The organism is Streptomyces sp. Y2F8-2, from assembly GCF_014905555.1.
GTDB classification, from domain to species: domain Bacteria; phylum Actinomycetota; class Actinomycetes; order Streptomycetales; family Streptomycetaceae; genus Streptomyces; species Streptomyces cynarae.
Genome location: NZ_BNGS01000001.1, coordinates 575,633 through 598,558, shown reverse-complemented (window position 1 = coordinate 598,558; position 22,926 = coordinate 575,633). Strand labels below are relative to the sequence as shown.

Here is a 22,926-nt window from a genome sequence, read left to right as displayed (position 1 = left end):
TCCTCCGTTGCGATCACTTGCTGCCCAAGGCGGTCTGCAGGGCTTTGAGGTTGGACTCCATGACCTGGAAGTAGTCGCGGCCGCGGGACTTCGCAGTGATGCCCTCGAGCGGGTCGAGGACGTCCGTCTTCAGGTTCGCGTCCTTCGCGATGGTCTTCGCGGTCTTGTCGCTCACCAGCGTCTCGTAGAAGACCGTGGAGACGCCGTCGGCCCTGGCCATCTTCTCGAGGTCGCGGACGCGGGCGGCGCTGGGCTCGGACTCGGGGTCCAGACCGTTGATGGCCTCCTCGGTGAGGCCGTAGCGCTCGGCGAGGTAGCCGAAGGCGGCGTGCGTGGTGACGAAGACCTTGGTCTTCGTGTTCCTCAGTCCGTCCGCGTACTGGGTGTTCAGGTCGTCGAGCTTCTCGACCAGCGCCTCGGTGTTCTTCTTGTAGGTGTCCGCGTGCTTCGGGTCCGCCTTCTCGAAGGCGGCGCCGACGCCCTTGGCGACCTGGGCGTAGCGCACCGGGTCGAGCCAGATGTGGGGGTCCTTGCCGCCGGTCTCCTCGCCCTGGTGGGTGTCGTGGGCGGCCGCGTGCCCGCCGACCTCGTTGCCGTGCTTCTCCAGGGAGGTCAGGGAGGCGGCGTCGATCTTCGTCCTGATCTCGGACTGGGCCACCGCGTCGTCGACGGAGGGCTGCAGGCCCTTGAGGTAGAGGACCGCGTCGGACTCCTGGAGCTGCGCGGTCTGCTTGGCGCTGATCTCCAGGTCGTGCGGCTCCTGACCGGGCTGGGTCAGACTGGTGACGTGGACGTACGACCCGCCGATCTGCTCGGCGAGGAAGGCCAGCGGGTAGAACGACGCCACGACGTCGAACCTGCCGCTGTCGCCCGCTGCGGCACTGGAGGAGGAGCACGCGGAGAGGGCTCCGAGCCCGAGGGCGGTGGCCGCCGCGACCGCGGTCCCGGATATGAGGCGTCGTCGTCCGTTCATGACAGTCATTTTCATCAAACATGGAAACCGTTGTCAACAAGCTCTGTGTGGGCTTGTGGACGGCACCGATTTGATTGAGAGGGAGCCACCGCCGGTACCCTGAAGCATTCGCTTTGAAGCGTCTCGCTTCGTCGCCCGTCGTCGTAATGAAGAGAGCACCGTGGCCGCCGACAAGATCGACACCATCGTCAGCCTGAGCAAGCGCCGTGGCTTCGTATTCCCCTGCAGCGAGATCTACGGCGGTCAGCGCGCCGCCTGGGACTACGGACCGCTGGGTGTCGAGCTCAAGGAGAACATCAAGCGCCAGTGGTGGCGCTACATGGTGACGTCGCGCGAGGACGTCGTCGGTATCGACTCGTCGGTGATCCTGGCGACCGAGGTCTGGGTGGCCTCCGGGCACGTCGCCACCTTCACCGACCCGCTCACCGAGTGCACCTCCTGTCACAAGCGCTTCCGTGCCGACCACCTGGAGGAGGCGTACGAGGCCAAGCACGGCCGCCTCCCGGAGAACGGCCTCGCGGACATCAACTGCCCCAACTGCGGCAACAAGGGCCAGTTCACCGAGCCGAAGCAGTTCTCGGGTCTGCTCTCCACCCACCTCGGCCCGACGCAGGACAGCGGCTCCATCGCGTACCTGCGCCCCGAGACCGCGCAGGGCATCTTCACCAACTTCCTCCAGGTCCAGCAGACCTCGCGCCGCAAGCCGCCGTTCGGCATCGCGCAGATGGGCAAGTCGTTCCGCAACGAGATCACGCCGGGCAACTTCATCTTCCGCACCCGCGAGTTCGAGCAGATGGAGATGGAGTTCTTCGTCAAGCCGGGCGAGGACGAGAAGTGGCACGAGTACTGGATGCAGGAGCGCTGGAACTGGTACACGGGTCTCGGCCTGCGTGAGGAGAACATGCGCTGGTACGAGCACCCGAAGGAGAAGCTCTCCCACTACTCCAAGCGCACCGCCGACATCGAGTACCGCTTCCAGTTCGGCGGCTCGGAGTGGGGCGAGCTGGAGGGCGTCGCGAACCGCACGGACTACGACCTGTCGGCGCACTCCAAGGCCTCCGGCCAGGACCTCTCCTACTTCGACCAGGAGGCCGGCGAGCGCTGGACGCCGTTCGTCATCGAGCCCGCGGCGGGTGTCGGGCGCACCATGCTGGCGTTCCTCCTCGACGCGTACGTCGAGGACGAGGCGCCCAACGCCAAGGGCAAGATGGAGAAGCGCACGGTGCTGCGCCTCGACCACCGCCTGGCTCCCGTGAAGGTCGCGGTGCTGCCGCTGTCCCGGAACCCGGAGCTGTCGCCGAAGGCCAAGGGTCTCGCGCAGGCGCTGCGGAAGCACTGGAACATCGAGTTCGACGACGCGGGCGCGATCGGCCGCCGCTACCGCCGCCAGGACGAGATCGGTACGCCGTACTGCGTGACGGTGGACTTCGACACGCTGGAGGACAACGCGGTGACGGTGCGTGAGCGTGACTCCATGAAGCAGGAGCGGGTTTCTCTCGACCAGATCGAGGGGTACCTGGCCGGGCGGCTCCTGGGCTGCTAGGCGCTGGGCACTCCGCGCGGGACGACGACGCCGGGCGAGCTGGAGGGATTCCAGCTCGCCCGGCGTTTTTCACGCGGATCGCCGGAGGGGCTTCGCGATCTTGTTCGCAGGGTGCGGGTTCGTCGTGGCTGGTCGCGCAGTTCCTCGCGCCCCTTGGGAGCGCACTCGGCGGTCGGGATGCACCGCCGACCGGTGCCGCCCTGCCGCCCGGGTGAAGATCGGGTCGGCAGGTCCTGCCGGATCCACTTCAACGGAAAAAGGATCTTCATACTGCGAGTATGCGGACACCGGAGAAGATTCCCACCCTGATCCATCAGACCTGGAAAGACACCGACGTACCTCAGAAATGGCAGAAGTGGGTCGATTCCTGGCGTCTGCATCATCCCGGCTGGGGATACCGGCTGTGGACCGACGCGGACAACCGTGCCTTCCTCCAGGAGCACTATCCCTGGTTCCTGCCGGTGTACGACGGCTACCCCGAAGGGATCATGCGGGCCGACGCGATCCGCTACTTCCTGCTCGATCATTTCGGCGGGCTCTACGTGGACATGGACTTCGAGTGCCTGAAGCCGGTCGACGCACTCCTCGACGGACGGGAACTCGTCCTCGGCTGCGAACCCGAGGCGCACACACGGCTGCTGCTGGCCCGCCAACGCGGATTGCGCCGCATCGTCGGCAACGCGTTCATCGCGTCACGTCCGGGCCACCCCTTCTGGGCCCACGTGCACCGGCAACTGGTCGGCGCGCACCGGGCGCCCGGTGCCCTGGACGCCACCGGCCCCTTCTTCCTCACCAGGGCCGTCGACAGCGCCCCGCAGCCCGCCTCGGTCACGGTCCTCGACCCTGAAGTCCTGTATCCGGAGGTGAGCCCCTACGCGACAGAGCTGTTCGGCCCTCAGCAGTCGAACCACGAGCATGCGTACGCCGTGCACCACTGGTCCGGCAGCTGGACGCCCGACATCCCCGCAACGCCGCGGACCTCGGCCGGCAAGCGGTTCCCGTTCTGGACCAGCCAGGGGATGCACCCGCTCGCCGAGGGGGTGCTCAGCCTTGACGCGCAGCGCCGTCGCTGGGCCTCGGGCGCGCCCACGCCGACGGTGTCCTGCCTGATGGTGACCAAGGACCGCTCGTCGACGGCCCGCCGCGCGATCACATGCTTCCGTACGCAGACGTACCCGGACCTGGAACTGGTCGTCGTGGAGGACGGCACGGACGACGGTCTCGAGCAGCACATCCGCGAGCTGGGCGACCCGCGGATCCGCCATCACCGGCTCCCCCCTGAGGGCCGGCCGCTCGGTGAACTGCGCAACGAGGCGGTGGACCGGGCGACCGGAGCGTACGTATGCCAGTGGGACGACGACGACCTGTACGACCCGGAGCGGGTCGAGACGCAGATGGCGGCGATCCTCGCACTCGGCGCCGATGCCTGTTTCCTCGCCCGTGAACGGCTGTGGTGGCCCGCTCGCCACAAACTCGCGATCTCCTGCGCGCGGGTCTGGGAAGGGTCGATGATCTGCGCCAAGGACCGGATGCCGCGCTATCCGGCGCTTCGCCGGGGCGAGGACACACCCGTGGCGGAAGAGCTGGTCCGCACCGGCCGGGTCGTGTCGGTCGACGCACCGGAGCTGTACACGTACGTCTGTCACGGCGGCAACACGTTCGACGAGTCCCACTTCGCCGAGCACTTCGAGGTGGCGACCGAGGTCTGGGCCGAACCCGGCGCCTACGCCGAGCGGCTGCTGGCCATGGCGGACCGGCTGCCGATCGAGCCGGAGGACATCGTCCACGCCGAGACCCATCCCGCCGCCCGGGCGTCCGAGCGACGGCCGCGGGCGGACGTCGAGCCCGCCCCGGGCCCGGCGAGTGAGCGGCCCCGGGTGCTGGTGCTCACCCCCGTCAAGGACGCGGCCGCGTTCCTGCCCGGCTATCTGGAGGGGCTTCGCTCCCTCGACTACCCGCGCGAGGCGATCTCCCTGGGGCTGCTGGAGGGCGACAGCAAGGACGCCACCCCGGAACTGCTGCGCCAGGCCCTGCCCGGCCTTAAGGCCGAGTACCGGCGGGTCACCCTGGTGCACCGGGACTTCGGACTCCAGTTGACCGGCCCTCGTTGGGAGCCCGGTGTCCAGCGCCGACGCCGGTCGGTCCTGGCCAAGGCCCGTAACCATCTGCTCTCCCGAGCCCTCACCGACGAGGAGTGGGTGCTGTGGCTCGACGTCGACGTCACCGGCTACCCGGCCGACCTCGTCCAGCGCCTGCTCGGAGCGCGCAAGGACATCGTCGTTCCGCACTGTGCCAGCACGGCCGGTGGTCCCACGTTCGACCTCAACACCTTCGTGCTCCACCCCGGCGCCCGCACGCTCAACTGGTCCCAGTGGCTTCGCGACGGCATTCTGCAGCCGCCCAAGGGGTTCGGCCGGATCTACCTCGACGCCTTGCGCGGGAAGGGCCTCATCCGCGTCGACTCGGTCGGCGGCACCGTACTGCTGGTGCGCGCCGACCTGCACCGTGACGGCCTGAACTTCCCGTCCTTCCCGTACCAGTACCTCATCGAGACCGAGGGCCTCGCCGCGATGGCCCGGGACATGGGCACCGCCTGCTGGGCGCTGCCCGACCTGGAAGTCCTGCATCCGCACCATGCCCCCGAACCGGCGGACACCGCGGCCCTGTCCTCGTCCTGAGCGGCACGGTGCCGCTACGTCGCCCCCCGCCACTCGCATAGCGTAATCATTTTGCCACGCTATGTATGCAAATCCTACTGTGGCGCTGCTGCCCCTGCCGTGAAGGCCGCCGGCATGCCGGGGCAGCTTCCCCGACAGGAAGGCACTACCGTGAAAGCTCGTGTCATGTCCTCGCTGGCACTCCCGGCCGCACTGGCAACCGCCGGACTACTCAACACCGCGGAGGCCGCCTACGCCTCTGCTCTCGGTCAGGACACCCTGACGGCGTCGGCCCCGTACGCGCACCAAGGGCAGCCGATGAGCGGCGACGCCACCCTCATACCGGGGGCGGAGCGACCCTGCAAGAACCTGGCCAACGTCACCATCAGCGACTACAGCCACTGCTGCCCGTCCATGGCCAACGTCACCATCAGTGACTACAGCCACTGCTGCCCGTCCATGTCCAATGTGATCATCTGTGACTACGGTCACCACCACGGTCACCACGGCTCCGGCAACTACTCCGACTACGCCGACCGCTCCTACGCGTCCGGCCTGCGTATCGGCTAGCAGTGATCGGCGGGTCCGCTGCGACGTGGCCCTGACGCAGGGCCGGGGGGGCCGCCCGCGCCCGACATCGCGCAGGCCTGCCGCCCGTGGTCCTCGCTCCTCGTCCCCCCCTTCCGTTCCGAGCGAAAGACGGCTCATGCCCCACGGTTTCGACCCTGTGGTCTCGGTGGTCATCCCCTGCCACGACTACGCCCGCTATCTGCCCGACGCGGTGTCCAGCGTCGTCGCCCAGACGTTCCGTGACTGGGAACTCGTCATCGTCGACGACGGCAGCACCGACGACACCGCCGAGGTGGCGAAGGGCCTGATCGCCCGCCACCCCGACCGGTGCATCCGGCTGCTCCAGCAGGCCAACGCCGGAGTCTCCGCCGCCCGCAACACCGGGATCGAGGCGGCCGCCGGCCGCTACATCCTTCCGCTCGACGCCGACGACGTGATCGCGCCCACGATGCTGGAGAAGACTGTCGCGGTCCTGGACGGCGACCCCGGCATCGCCATCGCGTCGACGGACGTCTTCACCTTCACCGACGACGACCTGCCCCCGCAGGCGATGCCCCTCCCCGCCTACAGCCGGGAACTGATGCTCCAGCGGCTGATCATGTTCTACTGCTCGCTGTACCGCCGTGAGGCGTGGCAGGCCGTGGGCGGGTACGACGAGAGCATGAGAGCGGGGGAGGACTGGGACTTCTGGATCGGCTGCGTCGAGCACGGCTTCGACGCCCACCACATCCATGAGCCGCTGTTCGGGGCGCGCAACAAGGACACCGGACTGCATCTGGAAGCCGCGGAGAACGACCTCGCCATCCGGGCGCGGATCGTGGTCAAACACCCGGGTCTGTACAAGCCGATCACCCGTGGCTGGGCGCACGCCGTACTCGCTCAGGACGCGGAAGCCTGCCTGCGGGACGAGAACGTACCCGACGACATCCTCACCCGGGCCGCCGAGATGGACCAGTTCCTCGGTGCGGTCATGGCCCTGCAGCGCACCACGCGGGTGCAGTACTACCACATCCGGCGTCTGGAGAAGGCCCTGGCCGCCCACACGGGCACCGCCGCCACGAGCACCCGGGAGAACGACCCCGCCGCCCCACCCATCCGGGAGAACGACCCCGCCCCGACGGCTTCCGCCGTGTCCTAGAGCGCCAAGGCGGTCTGCTCCGGCAGCCGGTGACTGCGCGCCGCTGTCCTGACCGGCGCGCTCCTCCGCGAAGCTCCCGAGGCGCGCCGCAGGAGCGGGGCTTCGCCGACTCCGAGCGGCGGATGGCCGTCCACTACGAGCGACTCGACGCCCTGGGCGTGGCCTGCCGCCGCCGGATGGTCCGAAGTCGTGGCAGAGGCGGCCTGGAGGTGCTCGGGCGGCCGCTCGACGGGCCACCGTCCCTCGGGTGGGCGTCGGGCCGTTCCGAACACGTTCAGGGCCAGGCGGCTAGGCGACGCAGAACTCGTTGCCCTCCGGGTCCCGCATGACCCACCAGTGCCCGGCCGGGCCCTTGTCCACCTCCCTGACGCGGGTCGCGCCCAGGGACTCCAGACGGGCGGCCGTCGTGTCCCGGGCGTCCGGGCCGGCGTGCACGTCGAGGTGGAGGCGGTTCTTGGCGGACTTCGGTTCGGGGACGTCCTGGAAGAGGATGCGGCGGCCCCGGCCGATGCCCGTCTCCTTGTCGTACGGGTCGTCCGGGTGCCGGATGGCGGCGAAGCCCCGGAAGATCCGAGTGCCGTTGTGCTCCGCTACCGCCTCCTCCGGAAGCTGACCGGCTGTCAGCAGACGGTTGATCAGTGCGCTGTTGTCCTCCACCTCGTACCCCAGCGCCGCCGCCCAGAAGTCCGCGAGGACGGGGGCGTCGTGCGTGTCGACGACCAGTTTCCAGTCCAGTGGGGCTGCCATGTAACCATTTATATTGGTTACATGGAGTCGTCGTCCAGAAGGCGGGCCGCCGGTACGCCCGGACTCGTGCTGCGGTCGCGTACCGGGGCCGAGTTCCGCTTCGACGCGGGAGCCTTGAGCCTGGAGTTGCTGCCCACCGGCGGGCCGGGGGTCTTCCGGCGCTACGAGGTGCTGCACGAGCCGGCGGATCTGGTCCGGTGGGCGCGGCGGTCCCGGCTGGCGCCGACGCCGGTCCTGCAGATCACACAGGGGGAGGTGGCGGCGGCTCGGAGGGTGCGCGACGCGCTGTGGCGGGTCGTTCTCGCGCGGACGGAAGGGACGTCGCCGGCCGCCCTCGACGACGTACGTCTCATCAACGAGGCCGCCCGGCGGCCTCCCCTCGTCCCGGCGATCGACGCGGACGGCACGCGCACCTGGGCCGGCCCCGGCAGTGGCACGCAACTGCTGTCCACAGTGGCCCGGGACGCCGTGGACCTGCTCACCGGCCCCTTCGCGGACCGCATCCGCATGTGCGCCGCCGAGGACTGCCAGTTGGTGTACGCCGACACGTCCCGCCCGGGCCGCCGCCGCTGGTGCTCGATGGAGCACTGCGGCAACCGGCACAAGGTCCGCACGCTTCGGGCACGCCGGGCCGAGGAGGCGTGACGCTCTTCACGGGAGCAGAAGGCATGATCCGGCCGATGATCGGCCGTCCCCACCTTTGGTGATCCACCCCGTCCGGACCCCGCTCCCCGCACAAGTGGAACCGAACCCGCCACATGACCGGCATCAACGGGTGTCGGCGCACGCGGAGTTGGCCCCACCTGCGGCGGGGCCGCAGGATGTCCGGAAAGGCGCGACATGTGGTCCGGACCATTGACAGGTTCCTGCCCGGATGGTTGTCATAGGGCCCGTCAGATCCTGTGAGCGCTCTCAGGAGATCCCGTGAGGCGCTGCTGTCATGCACTCAACAATGAGCTGCTGACAACGTTGCCGAAGCCTCACGCGAGCCACCCCCCAATCCCTCAGGAGAGACAGTCATGCGCATTCGACGTGCCCTCGTGGCCGCTGCCGCCGCGGCGGCAGCCGTCTCGGCGCTCGTCCTGCCCACCTCGGCCGCCGCCTCCCAGGTCGGCGTGCCGGCGCGGGCGGACGCGGCCGACTTCGTCGTGACCCGGGCCCAGTTCCAGCAGATGTTCCCGAACAAGAACGCCTTCTACACCTACGACGCGCTGGCCAACGCGACCGGCGCGTACCCCGCCTTCGCGCACACCGGCAACGACCGGGACCGGAAGCTGGAGGCGGCGGCCTTCCTGGCGAACGTCGGCCACGAAACCGGCGGCCTGCGGTACATCAAGGAGCAGAACACCGCCAACTGGCCGACGTACTGCGACACGACGCGCCCCTACGGCTGCCCGGCCGGACAGGCGGCGTACTACGGGCGCGGCCCGCTCCAGCTCAGCTGGAACTTCAACTACAAGGCGGCGGGCGACGCGCTGGGGATCGACCTGCTGCACCAGCCGGACCTGGTGGCGACGGACGGCCAGGTCTCCTGGAAGACCGCGCTGTGGTACTGGAACACCCAGTCCGGTCCGGGCACGATGACACCCCACCAGGCCATGGTCTCCGGGGCCGGGTTCGGCGAGACCATCCGCAGCATCAACGGCGCCGTCGAGTGCAACGGCCGCAACCCCGCCGAGATGCAGGACCGGATCAACCTCTACCGGCAGTTCGCGCAGATCCTCGGCGTGACCCCGGGCGACAGGGTGACCTGCTGAAGCCACCTTCGTACCGCTCTTCATGACTCGCGCGACGGAGGAGTTGTGCGCAGAATCCTGACCACTCTGGCCGCCGTGGCCGCCGCCCTGCTGGTGGCCCTGGCACCGCACCAGACGCCCGCGCAGACCCACACGAAGACGTCTGCGGGCGCCGCCGCCCACCGGGTGGTGCCCGCCGCAGCGGCCGCCACCAACCACACCGTCACCTTCGTCAACCACACCGGACGCCGGATCTGGATCGGCAGCACCGTCAACGACGACGGCTCGAAGCCGCTGACCGGACTGCCGATCCTGGACCCCGGCCAGTCGGCGACCGTGACGATCCCCGAGACCGCGGCGCCCGGCCACTGGCGCGGGAAGTTCTTCGCCCGCATGGGATGCGGCGGCACCGTCGGCAGCACCTTCCACTGCCAACTCGGCGACTGCGGCGTGTACGCCCAGAAGTGCGACCCGAACAAGACCGAACAACCCGTCAGCCTCGCGGAGTTCAACTTCGACAGCGCCGACGGCCTCGCGCCCTGGTACGACGTCAGCTACGTCAACGCCTTCTCCGTGCCGATCACCATCACCCCGGTGAACGTGACCGGAAGCGGCGGCGGCTGCGCCACCCAGGGCTGCTCCCAGAACCTGCTGCCGAAGTGCCCGGCCGCCGATCTGACCCGGTGGGCGGACGGCACGCCCATGCTCTGCACCAACCCCAACCGCGATGCCAAGACCGCCTACAGCGACATGATCGCGACCAACTGCCCGCGAGCCTACGGCTGGTCGAAGCAGGACCAGGAACCCGGCAACCAGGTGATGCAGCAGTGCAGCCGGTGCAACGGCTTCACCGTCGAGTTCCACAAGGGAGCCTGAGCATGCCGTCGGACTCCCTGCGCAGAAGGAGCGTCGTCGCCGGGCTGCTCTCGCTTCCGGCCGGGCTCGCCGTGGGCGGCCGGGCAAGCGCAGCCACCGCGCCGGCGGTGCCGGACACGGCGGCCGCCGCCGTGAAGAAGAAGGGCATCAGCGCCTGGAACTTCAGCGGGGTCACCCAGGACCTCGCCGACTCCAAGGTGGGCTGGTTCTACACCTGGTCCTCGGGCCGAGGGCAGATAACGGCGCCCGCGGGCGTCGAGTTCGTCCCCATGATCTGGGGGCCGGGCTCGGTCACGGACGCGGAGCTCAACCAGGCGAAGCAGCAGGGCAGCACCCTGCTCGGCTTCAACGAACCCGACATGGCGGGACAGGCCAACATGACCGTGCAGCAGGCGCTCGATCTGTGGCCGCGGCTGCAGTCGACCGGTCTCAGACTCGGCGCGCCCGCGGTGGCGACCGGCGCGAACGCCGCCGGCAGCTGGCTGGACCGCTTCCTGCAGGGCGCGGCCTCGCGCGGCTACCGAGTCGACTTCATCCCACTGCACTGGTACGGCGCCGACTTCAACACCGCCAACGCGGTCGGCCAGTTCTGGACGTACATCCAAAGCGTCCACGAACGCTACAACAAGCCCGTCTGGATCACCGAGTACGCGCTGATCGACTTCTCGTCCGGTACGCCGAGGTATCCGACGCAGGCCCAGCAGGCGGCGTTCATCAAACAGTCGACCGACCTGCTCCAGTCGCTGTCGTACGTCGAACGGTACGCGTGGTTCACGCTCTCCACGAGCCGCGGCGACGGCACCGGTCTCTACAACGGCACCACCGCCACGCAGGCGGGCGCCGCGTACCGGGCGGCGGGCTGACCCCCGTTCCCGCGCGGATTCCTCTCCTTCCTTCCGTCTTTCCTCTTCCTTCCTTCCGTCTTCCGTCCGTCATCCATACGACGACGTCCGAGAGAGGCAAGAAAAGCGATGAGTCGTGCAATACCCTTCGTCCGCCCTGCCGTCGGGGCCGCTGCGCTCGGTGCGCTCCTGGTGATGGCGCCCACCGCCACCGCCACGCCTGCCGCGGGCACCGCCCAGGCAGCCGCCGGCCAGTGCTGGGCGACGCACTACGGCCCCGTACCGGCCGGCGCGCTGACCGCCAGCGGCGAGGTCTTCGACAACAACGCGGACACCGCTGCCACCTCCCTGACCCGCAACCCGCAACTTCCCTTCGGGACCAGGGTGAAGGTCACGAACGTGGCGAACGGCAGGTCCCTGGTGGTCCGCATCAACGACCGCGGCACCTTCCAGCAGACGCCCCAGGAACCCAAGTGCCTGGACCTGACGGACGGAGCCTTCAGCCGGCTCGGCGGCGTCCTCAATCCCGACCAGGGTCACATCGTCGTCACCCAGCAGGTGCTCAACTGATGCCCTGGAAGACGGCCGAGGGCGCCGCCGACAGCAGCGACCCCTGACCGTCGTCGGCGGACTTCGGCCCTCCCGGGCAGCGGGCCTGCCGCTCGGTGCGGCCACGGGGCGACCGTGGCCGCACCGGGTCACGGGCGCCCCGCAGGAACACCGCCCTCATGCGATCGTGCGCGGCAGGCGCAGGCTCAGGGCGGCCGTCAGGGCGATGCCGGCCAGCTGCACCAGCAGCGTCGTCACCAGGGCGTCGCGCATGCCCATGCCCGGCACCAGCGTCAGGAACAGCGTGCCGAGCGTCGCCACGCCCAGCGCCAGCGCCGACTGCTGTGTCGTCACCATGACACCGCTGCCGACGCCCGCGCGCGCCGTCGGCACCTCGGACAGGACGATCCGCATGATGATCGGGAGCTGGAGCGCCTGGCCCGCGCCCGCCACCGCCGCGCCCGGCAGCAGCTCCCACACGCCCAGGTGCGGCCAGGAGCGCCAGGCGGTCAGGACCAGCAACCCGATGCCGACCGCCTGGATCAGCCCCCCGGCGGTCACCACCCGGGTGCCGAAGCGGGCGACCAGCCGCGGCCCGTACAGCGAGACCACGAAGAACGCCAGCGCCATCGGCGTCAGCGCCAGACCCGCGGGGACCGGACCGAGCCCCGCGCCCTGCTGGAGCGACACCGCGATCACGAACATGAATCCGCTGAACCCGATCGAGAACGGCACCATCATCACCAGTCCCCGCCGCAGCGAGGTGAGCGCGAACAGGCTCGGCGGCACCAGCGGCGTACGGCCCTGCCGGTCCGCGCGGCGCTCCACCGCGTAGAACGCCCACGCCGCGAACGGGAACGCGGCCAGCGCCAGCCAGGTCCACAGCGGCCAGCCCGCGGCCCGGCCCTCGGTCAGTGGCGCCAGCAGGGTCAGCAGCGAGACGGCGAGCAGCACCGTGCCGGGCCCGTCCACCGGCTCCGGGTGCTGCGAGCGGGTCTCCGGGACCGCCCGCGCGCCCAGGAACAGGCCGACCGCCACGACCGGCACGTTGACGAGGAACACCGAACGCCAGCCGGTGCCCCAGATGTCGGCCGCCACCAGCACGCCGCCGAGGATCTGCCCGGCCACCATGGACAGGCCGGCCGTCGCACCGTACAGGCCCATCGCCTTGGCGCGGCGCTGCCCGCTGGTCGCCGCCTGGATCGTGGCGAGCACCTGCGGCAGCATCGCCGCGGCCGCCGCGCCCTGCGCGACCCGCGCCGCCACCAGCGTCCAGGCCGTCGGGGCGAGCCCGCACGCCAGCGAGGTCACACCGAAGGCGGCCATCCCGTAGAGGAAGAACTCACGCCGGCCGAACAGGTCGCCCAGCCGGCCGCCGAGCACCAGCAGGACGGCGTACGACACCCCGTACCCGGCGACGACGAGTTCGAGGACGGACTCGCCCGCGTGCAGGTCCCTGCCGATCGTCGGGAGGGCGACGTTGACGATGAAGAAGTCGATGAGGGGCAGTGCCGCGCCCAGCAGCACCGTGAACAGTCCGAGCCCGCCCAGCCGTGGGGTCGCCACCGGTGAGCGGACGGTAGGGGAAGTGAGAGTCTCGGTCACACCAGCAAGGCTCCGCCGACCCTCAGCGTGGTACCAGAGTGTCTTTATCCTGGTAGCAGGACTACCTGGAAACAGGCTCCGCGGAGCGGCAGGCTGGGGGCATGGCGACGATGGCGCAGGAGATGGTGGCGGTCCCCGAGACACGGACGGACCGGGAGGCGGAGGCGCCCGACCGGCGCGCATCCGAGATCCGGCGGCATGAACTGGCAGCGTTCCTGCGGCACCGCCGCGAGCACATCACCCCCGAGCAGGTCGGGCTGCCCCGCGGTCGGCGCCGCCGCACCCCGGGGCTGCGCCGTGAGGAGGTCGCGCAGCTCGCTGCGGTCGGTGTCACCTGGTACACCTGGCTCGAGCAGGCCCGGGACATCCAGGTGTCCGTCCAGGTCCTCGACGCCCTCGCCCGCACGCTGCTGCTCGACGCCAGCGAGCGGGCCCATCTGTTCAACCTGGCCGGTGCCGTCGACCCGGCACCCGGCGCGCACTGCCCGTCTGTCACCGAGGCCCAGCGCATCCTGCTGGAACAGCTCGAACCGCTCCCGGCCTGCATCTCCAACAGCCGGTACGACATCCTCGCCTACAACCGCACCTACGGGCTGCTGATGTGCGACCTCGATGCCGTCCCGCCGGCGGACCGCAACTGCATGGTGCTGTGCTACACGCACCCGGACTGGCGGGCGGCGATCGTCGAGCACGAGGCGACCATGCGGCTGATGGCCGCCAAGTTCCGCGCCAACATGGCCGACCATCTCGGTGAGCCCGCCTGGAAGATGCTGCTCAACCGGCTGATGACAGAGTCCGCCGAGTTCCGCGAGGCCTGGGAACGGCACGAGGTGGTCGGCTCCCGCAGCAAGCGCAAGCAGTTCCGCAACGCCCACGTGGGCTTGCTGACTCTCGACCACACCGATCTGTGGCTCGGGCCGCACAACGGGCCCCGGATGGTGACGTACGCGCCGGCGGACCGCGAGTCGCGGGTGCGGCTGGAGAAGTTGCAGGCGATCGCGTCGCAGCGGAGTGCCGCCTGACCCGAGGAGGCGCTAGGCGGAGACGCCGGAGGCCTCACGAACCTCGGGGGACTCGAGCCGGTCAGCCGTACGCTCGGCCGTCCTCCTGGCCCACCGGCCGGTGGTGAGCGCCCCGAGTATCAGCACGGCCGCACCGCAGGCGACGAGAATCCACCAGCCGGGGCGGGCCGCCGAGACGAACGTCTGCCGGTACGCCGACGCCGTCACACCGGAGGCCAGCACCGCGCCGACCACCGCCACGCCGAGGGTCTGGCCGAGCTGGCGGCTGGTGGAGGCGACCGCCGCGGCGACGCCGGCCTGGGCGCGGGGCATGCCGGAGACGGCGGTGTTGGTGATGGGGGCGTTGACGAAGCCGAAGCCGATGCCGAACAGGACATAGCCGACGAGCAGCGTGGTGTTCGACGTCTCCGCCTCGAAGGCCGCGAACAGCACCGCGCTCGCGGTCATCGCACAGCCCGCCACCAGCAGCGGCAGGCGCGGCCCGCGGTTGCCGACCAGGCGCCCGGACAGCGGGGCGCACAGCATCGTCGGGGCCGCCAGCGCCAGCATCCACAGGCCCGCGTGCAGCGCGTCCAGTCCGCGTACGTTCTGCAGGTAGAGCGTGGACAGGAACAGGAAGCCGCCGAGGGCCGCGAACGCGCTGATGGCGATCACCGTGGCCCCGCTGAACGGCGCCGAGCGGAAGAAGCGCAGGTCAATGAGCGGGTCGGTGCGTCGCGGCTCGTACCAGAACAGGCCGAGCAGGGCCGCGAACGCGACCACGGCGAACGGGGCGATCCTTCCGGCACTCGCGTCCGGGGCCTCGATGATCGTGTACGTCAGGCAGCCGAACAGGGCGATCACCAGCAGCTGGCCGACCGGGTCCGGGCGACGCGCCTTGGGCGCCCGGGACTCGGGGACGAAGCGCTGGGTGAGCAGGAGTGCGGCCAGTCCGACCGGCAGGTTGACCCAGAAGATCGAACGCCAGCCGACCGACTCCACCAGCAGCCCGCCGACCAGTGGGCCCGCGGCCATGGATATGCCGACCACGGCGCCCCACACGCCGATCGCGCGGGCGCGTTCACGTGCGTCGGTGAAGGTGTTGGTGATGATCGACATCGCGACCGGGTTGAGCATCGAGCCGCCCACCGCCTGCACCATGCGGAACACGACCAGCAGTTCGAGGTTCGGCGCGAGCGAGCACAGCAGGGAGCCGACGCTGAAGACGATCAGGCCCGCCATGAAGACCCGCTTGCGGCCGATCCGGTCGGCCGTCGAACCCGCGAGCATCAGCAGCGAGGCCAGGACCAGCGTGTACGCGTCGATCGTCCACTGCAGGCCGGACACGCTCGCATGCAGTTCCCGCTGCATCGAGGGCAGCGCCACGTTCAGGACGGTGTTGTCGAGGCTCACGATCAGCAGGCTCATGCAGCAGATCGCGAGCACCAGAAGACGTCGGCGATGGCTGAGCTCGGGCATGCGGTTCATGGTACGCCGACATTGATAGTGTGTCTAACTAATGAGTGCTACATGATCATTGCCGATACGCGACAATGGGGCAATGCCCATGACCGAGTCCCTCTTGCAGATCGGCCCGCACACCGTCCAGCCGCCCGTCGTGCTCGCGCCCATGGCCGGGATCACGAACGCGCCGTTCCGCACGCTGTGCCGAGAGTTCAGCGGCGGCAAGGGGCTGTTCGTGAGCGAGATGATCACGACGCGGGCGCTGGTCGAGCGCAACGACAAGACCATGCAGCTGATCAAGTTCGACGCGAGCGAGCGGCCGCGGTCGATCCAGCTGTACGGCGTGGACCCGGCGACCGTCGGCAAGGCCGTCCGCATGATCGCGGAGGAGGACCTCGCCGACCACATCGACCTCAACTTCGGCTGCCCGGTGCCGAAGGTGACCCGCAAGGGCGGCGGCTCCGCGCTGCCGTACAAGCGGAACCTGCTGCGGGCGATCCTGCGTGAGGCGGTCAGCGGGGCCGGCGACCTCCCGGTCACCATGAAGATGCGCAAGGGCATCGACGACGACCACATCACCTACCTCGACGCCGGTCGGATCGCCGTCGAGGAGGGCGTGACGGCCATCGCGCTGCACGGGCGTACGGCCGCCCAGCACTACGGCGGCACGGCGGACTGGGACGCCATCGCGCGGTTGAAGGAGCATGTGCCGGAGATCCCGGTACTGGGCAACGGCGACATCTGGTCGGCCGAGGACGCGCTGCGGATGGTGCGCGAGACCGGCTGCGACGGGGTGGTCGTGGGGCGCGGCTGCCTGGGGCGGCCATGGCTGTTCGCGGACCTGGTGGCCGCTTTCGAGGGGCGGACGGAAGCCCGTGCCGGAGGCACTGATGGATACAGTGCCAGGCCGACCCTCCGCGAGGTCGCCGACGTCATGGTCCGGCACGCCACCCTGCTCGGCGAGTGGCTCGGCGACGAGTCGCGCGGCGTCATCGACTTCCGCAAGCACGTGGCCTGGTACCTGAAGGGCTTCGCGGTCGGCTCCGAGATGCGCAAGCGGCTCGCGATCACCTCCTCCCTTCAGGAGCTGCGGGCCGGCCTGGACGAGCTGGACCTCGACCAGCCCTGGCCGTCCGGCGCCGACGGGCCCCGCGGCCGTACGTCCGGCAACAACCGGGTGGTCCTGCCGGACGGCTGGCTGAAGGACCCGTACGACTGCGCGGGGGTCGGCGAGGACGCGGAGCTCGACACCTCCGGAGGCTGATCAGTCCTTGGAGGGGTGCGGCGTGGAGCCGTACGCCGTCAGGAAGCGGTCGCGGAAGGAACTCATCTTCCACACCGGCGCGTTGTGCGCGGGCCGCAGGCCGTCCGTCCAGCCCCAGCTCGCGATCTTGTCGAGGACCTTCGGGTCCTTGGCGACGATCGCGCAGGGGACGTCATGGCTGGCGTGGTTGCCGCTGACGTGGGCGTTCGCCTGGTGGTCGCCGAGGAAGACGAGCACGGTGTCGTCGTTGCCGTAGCGCTCCAGGAACTGGGTGAGGGCGGTCACCGAGTACTGGACGGACTTGCCGTACTCCTCCCTGGAGTGGGTGTCGCTGGTGTAGGTGTAGTCGGGCTTGTTGCCCGCCTTCTGGATGGCGTCGAAGATCGAGCCGTTGCCCAGCTGGTTCCAGCCGACCATCTTCGGGATGGGCGCCCAGGGGGTGTGGCTGGACGTCAGGATGATCTCCGACATCAGCGGCTTGTCGCGCTTCCTGCCGTGCTCCAGGCGCTGGAACGCCTCGAGCGCGTACTGGTCGGGCATGGTGGACCAGCTGAACTTCGGGCCCTCGTAGCCCATCTCGAAGGCGTTGTAGACCTTGTCGAGGCCGTAGTACTTCTGCTCCGGCCAGCCCTTCTGCACACCGGGCATGATGCCCACGGTGTCCCAGGCGCCGGTCTTCTTGAACACCTTCGTGAGGCTGAGGTGGTTGCTGGTGGTGACGGTGCGGTAGCGGTTCTGGTTGTCGATCCACAGGCCCGACAGGAACGTGGAGTGGCCGAGCCAGCTGCTGCCGCCGTACGTCGCCGAGGTCAGCCAGCCGCTCTTGGCGTGGAAGCCGGCCTTGGCGAGGGCCTGGGTGCTGGTGTCGAGGGTCTTGTCGACGCCGGGTGCCATGATCGGGTCCTCGATGGCGCTGCGGCCGTAGCTCTCGATGAACGTGAAGATCATGTCCTTGCCGCGCAGATCGGGCACGAGCTGCGAGCCCGGGGTGGCGCCGAAGGCGTCGACCCTGGCGGTCTTCGCGAAGTCCCGCTCGTCCCTGAGGGTCTGACGGATGAGGTCGGAGCGGGCCTTGAGCATCGTGACGGTGCGTTCGGCGGCCAGCGACACGCCCCCGAACTGGAGGCCGAGGACCGTGCAGGTCATCCACACCATGCTGAGCACGAGGACGGTCCGGGTGGTGGTGGTGCGGTGCCGGGCCATGACGTTGCCGAGCAGCACGACCGACAGCGCCGAGACGGCGAGGACGACGAGGACGATCGCGACGGCCGCGAGCAGGACTCCCAGGGCGCCCGCCCCGCCGAGGGTGTCCTGGAGGTAGGAGTAGGCGTCGCTGAGGAGGGGCCAGTCGAGGACGGCGTTGAAGTCGCGGCCGAGGTACTGGTAGAAGCCGGCGTCCAGCAGGTTGAGCATGGTCTGCACGCCGAGCGCGACACCGCCGACCCAGGCGACGACCAGCCGCGGCCGCCGGGGCAGAGCGGTCAGCACGACGCCCCCGATCAGCGCCTCCACCGGTATTCGCGTGAACATGGCCGGCCGGAAGCTCGCGAGCCTGTTGGGCATGACGAGCGAGACGACGACGAGGACACCGGCGAGCACGGTGACCGTGACACCGAGGACGCGGGCGGCGACCGGGTGGTCGGCCCGCCAGGTGCGCCAGCGGAAGCGGTGACGAGGGCCGTTGGCCATGCCGGCCCGGTTTTCCGCCGCTCCGGTTTCCGCCGCCCCGCTTTCGGCGGTGGGGGTGTCTTCGGTCGTGCGGGTGTCCTCGGCGGCGGGGGTGCCTTCGGCGGTGCGGGTGTCCTCGGCGGTGCGGGTGTCTTCGGTCGTGCGGGTGTCCTCGGCGGTGGGGGTGTCCTCGGCCGCGCGGGCGTCCTGGGCGTCCGGCTCCGTCGTACGGTCGGCGGGCGCGTCCGGCGCGACGGGCTCCGCCTCCGGCACCGGCCGTTCGTCCTCCTCCGCCGGCAGGACCCCGTCGGTGGCCGCCGCCGCCTTGCTCGTCGTGTGTGGTGCGCGCGTGTTGAGAGGCAACCCGAGGGTCCTTCCGTGCGAAGCCCGTGGTGGAGGGCGGGCCACGCTGGGGAGGCCGGCCCGCCGTCATCCCGTACGGGTGGCCGGGTACATGCGTTCACCACGGCGCCCCAGCGCCCGGCAAACACCCGGCAAATCCCAGGTCAACCACTCCGGGAGCACGTCGGGTCGTACAGGCGGGGCGTCGGGAGGGAGCCGCCCCGGGGCCGCGCGCCGCCCGCCCATTGGCTCCGCGCGGTCCCGGGTGTCTGTGGGGGCTGCGCCCTGCTCACCGCTGTGGCCGGGGCTACGCCCCGCCCACCGCCGTGAGCAGGGCGAGTGGTGTCGCCGCCGAGCGGGACTCGCGGACGCAGGCGTGCGGGTACGGCACCGGCTCCGGATGGCTGTCGCGGCCGTACCCGGCGAGCACCTCCGGCAGTCGGTGGCCCGTCGCCGTCGCCGCGTCGACCAGGGCGTGGGCGACCGTACGGGCCTCGTCGTGCAGGCCGTAGCGGGCGAGGCCCAGCGTGATCAGCGCGTTGTCGTGCGGCCAGACCGAACCGCGGTGGTACGACATCGGGTGGTAGGCCGCCTGGCCCGCGGCCAGGGTGCGGACGCCCCAGCCCGAGAAGAAGTCCTCCTCCAGGAGGCGGCGGCCCACCAGTTCCCCGTACTCCTTGTCCAGCAGGCCCGACCACAGCAGATGCCCCGCGTCCGAGGCCAGCGCGTCCACCTGGTTGCCCTCGCCGTCCAGCGCGAGCGCCGGGAACGCCTGTTCCTCCATCCAGAAGTCCCGCTGAAAGCGGTCGCGTAGATCCGCGGCCGCCTGTTCGAGCAGCGCCGCGTACACCTCGTCCCCCCACACCGTGCGCGCCAGGTGCGCGGTGCGGCGCAGCGCGTCGTACGCGTAGCCCTGCGCGCCCGCCGCCATCACCGGCCCGGTGGGGCGGCTGCCGTCGGCGGAGCAGATGGCGCCGGGGGAGTCCTTCCAGTTCTGGTTGGCGAGGCCGCCCTGGTCGGCGCGGTAGACCAGGTAGCCGCGCGAGGTGAGGCCGCCGTGGTCCAGCATCCAGCCGATCGCCGCTCGGGCGTGGGGCTCCAGCCGGCGAGCCATCGCCGTGTCACCGGTCTGCTCGACGTAGGCCCCGAGCAGCACCAGGAAGAGCGGTGTCGCGTCGACCGAGCCGTAGTACCGCCCGTACGGCACCTGCCCGAAGTGCGCCAGCTCACCGTGCCGCACCTCGTGCACGATCTTCCCCGGCTGGGCGACCGAACCCGCGGCGACCTCGGTCGCCTGGGTCGCGGCGAGCGCGGGCAGGGTGGCCGCCGCCGGCTCGGGGCGGTAGGGGAGCACGAAGAGGGAGGTCAGGAGTGCGTCGCGGGCGAGGAGCGTGAGGAACCAGGGCGCGCCGGCCGCCGGGACGCGCAACTCCTCGCCGTCGGGGCCCGTCGCCGGGACCTGGAGCGCGGCCAGGTCGGACAGGCCCCGCGCACAGGCCGTGGCCAGCTCGGGCCAGCCGCTGGGGAAGGCGATGCCTTCCATGAACTCGCCCTCCAGGCGGAGGAGTCGGTGGTTGGCGGCGGCCGGGGACGCGGGGACCACGGGGGCCTGCACCGCCCCGTGCGGCCGGGCGGCGACCCGCAGGGACAGTTCCGCCGAGCCGTGCGGCTCCAGCTCCAGCGTCCACACCAGGCGCCGGGCGCCCGTGCCGGTCTCCTCGACACCGTCCGGCGCGGGCTCGGCCGTGACCGTCGTACAGGAGCGCCATTCGCCGCGCCGGTAGCCGAACTCCACACCGTCCTCCAGGACCCGGCGGAAGCGCACGGCACCCGTCTTCGTGTACGTACGGTGGTCGGAGCGCAGCTCGAACTGGTCCGTGAAATCGGCGTCCACGGTGACCGCGACCCGGACCGTGGTCGGCACCGGGCGGTTGCTGGTCACGCGCAGCGACTCCACGAACGCACCGTCGACGACGGCCTGTTCGCGGAAGAGCGTGTGCGCGGGCGGCTCCTGGCGGCCTCCGCGCGGCACGAGGACGCAGCGCGCCGTGTCCCCGTCGGCGACCGGCGTGAGCGTCTCGGGCACCGCGCCGTCCACGGTGAGTTGCCAGCGGCTCAGATGGCGCGCGTCCCGTACGAACAACCCGGACGGGGAGCCGGCGCCCCGCACCCCGCTGATGTCCCCGCTGTCGCTCACGGCGGCGAACGTCCCGCCGCACACGAGCAGATGATGCCGGTCCGTCATCCCCGGCCCCCTCCTTTGTCACTCCTGTCGAACGTGCCGGTGCCGGTCGGGGACACGCCCTGTCCGGGGTGGTCGTGGAGCAGGTCGAGTGTGAGGGCGGCGGTCCAGCCGAAGCCGACCGCTCCGCACGCCTCGCCGGTGTACGGATCGACGTACTCCGCGAAGTCGGAGGTGCCCGAGGTCTCCAGCAGGGCCTCGCGCAGCGCGTCGGCGTCCGCCTGCTCGCCGTGCAGGCGCAGCCCGCGCTCCAGCAGCCAGCCGGTGTTGAACCAGGCGGGCCCGCGCCAGTACCGGTGCGGATCGAAGGCCTCGCCGAGCAGGTCGTAGCTGGGGACGAGCCGGGTGGCGTCGCCGAGCGAGAAGTGCGGCCCGCGCAGGGTGCGGACAAGGGCGGTGGTGATGTCGCGCGGGAGGGTGGGCAGCAGCAGGGGGATGAGGCCGGAGACGGTGCGCTCGGGGACGAGGGCGCCGGTGAGGGAGCGGCGCTCTGATCCGAGAGCGCTGCTCCCGAAGCGCTGATCTCGATCGAGAGCACCGCTCTCCCGCGTCTCGCCCCCATACACGTCCCGGCAGAAGAACATCCCCTCCACGGGGTCCCACAGCCGGTCGATCAGAGCCTCCGTCAGGCGCTCCGCGCGGGCGTGCCGTGCCGTCCCCGGTGCGCCCAGCTCCTGGGCGATACGGGCCAGCGCGTGCTCCGACGCGATCAGCAGCGCGTTGAACGCCGGGTCCTCCACCGCGAAGCCGCCCACCCGTCTCCCAGCACCACCCTCGACCGAGGCCCTACGGGCCGCCCCCTTGTCTGTTCCGTCGGCGTATCCGCCGTCGCGGTACTCCGTCGCCAGCCGGACGTACCGCCCGTAGTCCAGATCCGTCGGCCGGTCCTCCGGCGCGCCGTGGGCCAGGTCGGCGCGGCGGAACGAGCGGGCCGGGGCCGGGGTGATCCGGGACAGCGGCGCGTCCCAGGCGGGGCTGTTGTCCATGCCCTGCTCCCAGGGATGCACCACCGATGCCAGTCCGCCGCCGCCCAGGTCGCGGCGGTGGAGCAGATAGCGGTGCCAGGCCGCCAGGTGCGGGTACACCCGGGCGAGGAAGCCGCGCGCCAGGGACAGCCCGGGGTCGGCCAGGTGCACCAGCCAGGCCGCCAGCGCGTGTACCGGTGGCTGCACGATGCCCGAGGTCTGTACGGTGCGCGGGGCGCCCGCCGCGCGCCCGGCCGTGGAGGAGCGCCAGAAGTCGGGGCTCGGGAAGTACGCGTCGAAGGGCACGGAGGGGTTGAACACGATGTGCGGGATCCGCCCGTCCGCCCACTGTGCGTCCAGCAGCGTCTCCAGCTCGGTCTGCGCCCGTAACGGCGAGATGTGGCGCAGTCCGATCGCGATGAACGCCGAGTCCCAGGACCACTGGTGCGGGTACAGCCCGCGCGAGGGGACCGTGGACGTCCCCGTCCAGTTGGCGTCGAGTACCTGCGCCGCCCTGACGTGCAGCGATCCCGGAACGGCCGGATCGTATACAGGTGCCCCGGAAGGCGTGGTGTCACGGGGGCGGGACGTGGTCGGTGAGCCCGGGGGACGCTCGGGAAGCGCCGGTTCCGTACGGCGGGCGGTGAGTTGGGTCGTGCGCTCCACTCAGGTCTCCCCGAAAGACGTGCGGCCGAGCGGTTCGGCGCGGTTCGGCAGTGGCTACCGTAGGGTTACGTCTATTTA

At 70.6% G+C, this 22,926-nt stretch carries 19 protein-coding genes; 11 read left to right on the top strand and 8 right to left on the bottom strand.

The features are described 5' to 3' along the window. Nucleotides 1-13 precede the first annotated feature (13 nt). The gene (locus SY2F82_RS02680; protein ID WP_200417276.1) at nucleotides 14-973 is read right to left on the bottom strand and encodes a metal ABC transporter substrate-binding protein; all 960 of its coding nucleotides are present in this window, start codon (nucleotides 971-973) and stop codon (nucleotides 14-16) included. Between the two features lie 160 nt (nucleotides 974-1,133). Between SY2F82_RS02680 and SY2F82_RS02675 the strand changes: the two genes are divergently transcribed. From SY2F82_RS02675 to SY2F82_RS02660, 4 genes are all read left to right on the top strand, one after another. After that, nucleotides 1,134-2,516, top strand: coding sequence for a glycine--tRNA ligase (locus SY2F82_RS02675; protein WP_200417275.1), 1,383 nt, complete (start codon nucleotides 1,134-1,136; stop codon nucleotides 2,514-2,516). Nucleotides 2,517-2,794: 278 nt separating this feature from the next. Next, nucleotides 2,795-5,194, top strand: a complete 2,400-nt coding sequence (locus SY2F82_RS02670; protein WP_200417274.1) for a glycosyltransferase — start codon at nucleotides 2,795-2,797, stop codon at nucleotides 5,192-5,194. A gap of 165 nt (nucleotides 5,195-5,359) precedes the next feature. Beyond that, nucleotides 5,360-5,743 (top strand): hypothetical protein, encoded by a 384-nt coding sequence (locus tag SY2F82_RS02665; RefSeq protein ID WP_200417273.1) that lies wholly within the window; start codon nucleotides 5,360-5,362, stop codon nucleotides 5,741-5,743. 136 nt (nucleotides 5,744-5,879) lie between these two features. After that, complete coding sequence (locus SY2F82_RS02660; protein WP_200417272.1) at nucleotides 5,880-6,881, top strand: glycosyltransferase family A protein; 1,002 nt, start codon at nucleotides 5,880-5,882, stop codon at nucleotides 6,879-6,881. A 288-nt stretch (nucleotides 6,882-7,169) separates the two neighbouring features. On the opposite strand, the gene SY2F82_RS02655 is transcribed toward SY2F82_RS02660, so the two are convergent. Continuing rightward, entirely contained in the window at nucleotides 7,170-7,628 is a 459-nt protein-coding gene (locus SY2F82_RS02655; protein WP_200417271.1) for a VOC family protein, read from the bottom strand. 21 nt (nucleotides 7,629-7,649) lie between these two features. On the opposite strand from SY2F82_RS02655, the gene SY2F82_RS02650 reads away from it, so the two are divergent. From SY2F82_RS02650 to SY2F82_RS02630, 5 genes are all read left to right on the top strand, one after another. Next, nucleotides 7,650-8,273 (top strand): ABATE domain-containing protein, encoded by a 624-nt coding sequence (locus tag SY2F82_RS02650; RefSeq protein ID WP_200417270.1) that lies wholly within the window; start codon nucleotides 7,650-7,652, stop codon nucleotides 8,271-8,273. A 374-nt stretch (nucleotides 8,274-8,647) separates the two neighbouring features. Then, on the top strand, nucleotides 8,648-9,385 hold the full coding sequence (locus tag SY2F82_RS02645; RefSeq protein WP_200417269.1) for a chitinase: 738 nt from the start codon (nucleotides 8,648-8,650) through the stop codon (nucleotides 9,383-9,385). Nucleotides 9,386-9,430: 45 nt separating this feature from the next. Continuing rightward, complete coding sequence (locus SY2F82_RS02640) at nucleotides 9,431-10,240, top strand: thaumatin family protein (protein ID WP_200417268.1); 810 nt, start codon at nucleotides 9,431-9,433, stop codon at nucleotides 10,238-10,240. 2 nt (nucleotides 10,241-10,242) lie between these two features. Further along, a complete protein-coding gene (locus SY2F82_RS02635; RefSeq protein ID WP_200417267.1) occupies nucleotides 10,243-11,103 on the top strand; it encodes a glycoside hydrolase family protein in 861 nt (286 codons plus the stop codon). 108 nt (nucleotides 11,104-11,211) lie between these two features. Continuing rightward, the gene (locus tag SY2F82_RS02630) at nucleotides 11,212-11,652 is read left to right on the top strand and encodes a septal ring lytic transglycosylase RlpA family protein (protein WP_236041057.1); all 441 of its coding nucleotides are present in this window, start codon (nucleotides 11,212-11,214) and stop codon (nucleotides 11,650-11,652) included. Here SY2F82_RS02630 and SY2F82_RS02625 read toward each other — a convergent pair. Both SY2F82_RS02625 and SY2F82_RS02620 read right to left on the bottom strand, forming a co-directional pair. Beyond that, nucleotides 11,645-11,812 carry a hypothetical protein gene (locus SY2F82_RS02625; RefSeq protein WP_200417266.1) on the bottom strand — a complete coding sequence of 56 codons (168 nt, stop codon included), beginning with the start codon at nucleotides 11,810-11,812 and terminating at the stop codon, nucleotides 11,645-11,647. The two genes, SY2F82_RS02630 and SY2F82_RS02625, sit on opposite strands and share 8 nt — an antisense overlap. Continuing rightward, on the bottom strand, nucleotides 11,809-13,236 hold the full coding sequence (locus tag SY2F82_RS02620) for an MFS transporter (RefSeq protein ID WP_200417265.1): 1,428 nt from the start codon (nucleotides 13,234-13,236) through the stop codon (nucleotides 11,809-11,811). Before SY2F82_RS02620 ends, SY2F82_RS02625 begins: the two co-directional genes overlap by 4 nt. A gap of 122 nt (nucleotides 13,237-13,358) precedes the next feature. On the opposite strand from SY2F82_RS02620, the gene SY2F82_RS02615 reads away from it, so the two are divergent. Next, a complete protein-coding gene (locus SY2F82_RS02615; protein WP_236041166.1) occupies nucleotides 13,359-14,258 on the top strand; it encodes a helix-turn-helix transcriptional regulator in 900 nt (299 codons plus the stop codon). Nucleotides 14,259-14,270: 12 nt separating this feature from the next. Here the strand turns inward: SY2F82_RS02615 and SY2F82_RS02610 are convergent, their stop codons facing one another. Beyond that, on the bottom strand, nucleotides 14,271-15,716 hold the full coding sequence (locus SY2F82_RS02610) for an MFS transporter (protein ID WP_200417263.1): 1,446 nt from the start codon (nucleotides 15,714-15,716) through the stop codon (nucleotides 14,271-14,273). An 82-nt stretch (nucleotides 15,717-15,798) separates the two neighbouring features. Here SY2F82_RS02610 and dusB point away from each other — a divergent pair, with 82 nt between their 5' ends. Further along, entirely contained in the window at nucleotides 15,799-16,965 is a 1,167-nt protein-coding gene (dusB, locus tag SY2F82_RS02605) for a tRNA dihydrouridine synthase DusB (protein ID WP_200417262.1), read from the top strand. On the opposite strand, the gene SY2F82_RS02600 is transcribed toward dusB, so the two are convergent. From SY2F82_RS02600 to SY2F82_RS02590, 3 genes are all read right to left on the bottom strand, one after another. Then, nucleotides 16,966-18,654: a sulfatase-like hydrolase/transferase gene (locus tag SY2F82_RS02600; RefSeq protein WP_200417778.1), complete on the bottom strand. Its 1,689-nt coding sequence runs from the start codon at nucleotides 18,652-18,654 to the stop codon at nucleotides 16,966-16,968. A 628-nt stretch (nucleotides 18,655-19,282) separates the two neighbouring features. After that, nucleotides 19,283-21,220, bottom strand: coding sequence for a glycogen debranching N-terminal domain-containing protein (locus SY2F82_RS02595; protein ID WP_200417261.1), 1,938 nt, complete (start codon nucleotides 21,218-21,220; stop codon nucleotides 19,283-19,285). Next, the gene (locus tag SY2F82_RS02590) at nucleotides 21,217-22,848 is read right to left on the bottom strand and encodes a hypothetical protein (RefSeq protein ID WP_200417260.1); all 1,632 of its coding nucleotides are present in this window, start codon (nucleotides 22,846-22,848) and stop codon (nucleotides 21,217-21,219) included. Before SY2F82_RS02590 ends, SY2F82_RS02595 begins: the two co-directional genes overlap by 4 nt. Nucleotides 22,849-22,926 lie beyond the last annotated feature (78 nt).